This window comes from Aliiglaciecola sp. 2_MG-2023 (assembly GCF_030548145.1).
In the GTDB taxonomy this organism is placed as follows: domain Bacteria; phylum Pseudomonadota; class Gammaproteobacteria; order Enterobacterales; family Alteromonadaceae; genus Aliiglaciecola; species Aliiglaciecola lipolytica_A.
This window is the reverse complement of record NZ_JAUORY010000063.1, coordinates 1-1,240: the sequence shown is the minus strand read 5'-3', so window position 1 is coordinate 1,240 and position 1,240 is coordinate 1. Positions and strand designations below refer to the sequence as shown.

1 protein-coding gene is annotated in these 1,240 nt (G+C 41.1%); it reads right to left on the bottom strand.

Annotated features, from left to right (window positions below; all coding sequences use genetic code 11):
* Positions 1 to 183: 183 nt before the first annotated feature.
* The gene (locus Q4567_RS22200; RefSeq protein ID WP_303502482.1) at positions 184 to 1,164 is read right to left on the bottom strand and encodes a transposase; all 981 of its coding nucleotides are present in this window, start codon (positions 1,162 to 1,164) and stop codon (positions 184 to 186) included.
* Between the last annotated feature and the right edge of the window lie 76 nt (positions 1,165 to 1,240).

Genomic DNA, 1,240 nt, shown 5'->3' with positions numbered 1-1,240 from the left:
CAAACCAATTCAGAGCGAAAAAGTGATGTGAATATGGCGCTTTTGGGCTTTGATAAGAAAGTGGGGGGAAGTTTGGAATTGTTGTGGCTTTATGTAGCTATATCTCTGATTTAATTCATATTACAGACAGCAAGAATCGTCCATCGGGTAGGAGGATTAAAACAAATTTGGCTGCTAAATTGTTTAGGCTTGTTGTAATAATGCTTTGGCCTTTGTTATCCCTCGTATTCGTTGATGGCCGGTATGTTGTTTAAATTGTTGCATCATATGCTCACTGCCTACCGCTGTATGAAAGTGCTGTTCAAACTCTGTGGTAAGCGTTATCCATTGCTCTGAATTAAGGCCAAGGCGTTCTAAAATAGGGCTATGCTGGTGTTCGATGTAACCGGCTTTATCTTCTCGAATACTTCTGCCTGTGCAATCGACTAATTTACAGTAATCTATGAGAGAGAAGGCAATGCCTCTAGGCATACCTTGTCTATGGTTACCCACAAACCCCATCAAGTTTTTGGGTTGCTCTCCTTTAATACAGGCCTGGATACGCTTTTGGATACTGGTGTGTTTTGAGGTTTCTGGCGTTTTTTCGATTTTGGCTCGAATTGGATTTAAATCCACGTAGGCCATGCAAGCTAGCACGGCCGACTCATCTAATAATGCTTGAGATTTAAACCGTCCCTCCCAAAATCGACCTGTGCAGTCATCTTCTTTATTCGCCTCGCGGGCTATGTATTCATTCAGACTGCGCATGAACCAACTAATGTCGTACAAACGTTGACGATAAATATTAATCGTTTCATTCAATGTGATTTGCTCACTTTGACTCAGTGATTCGTCACGCAAAAATCGTTGGGTAAGTAATGTGCCTTTATGTAATTGATGCCAACGATAAGCCACTTCTTTTAACGACCAGTTATCGGCTGCTTCTTTATCAACACAGACTACAATATGTGTGTGATTACTCATGACAGCATAAGCACACACATCAATAGCAAAAACAGCACTCAAATTGAGTAAACGTTGCTCGACCCAGCCTCGCCTATGTTCATAACTTTGCCCCGTAAATTCATCTTCACCGCACAAAAACGAGCGACGAACACAACGGGAGACGCAATGATAATAGGACGTATCAATAAGACTAATTTGAGATTTTCGTGACTGAGGCATAACTAACCATCCATGGTTGTTGAGTAACTGTAAGCCTAGAACATCTAGAAAAAATTACCAAATAATCATGGATGTC

What these genes read in the sequence shown, in the direction of transcription:
- Q4567_RS22200 (WP_303502482.1), bottom strand. Translation starts at nt 1,164, where the DNA reads ATGCCTCAGTCACGAAAATCTCAAATTAGTCTTATTGATACGTCCTAT.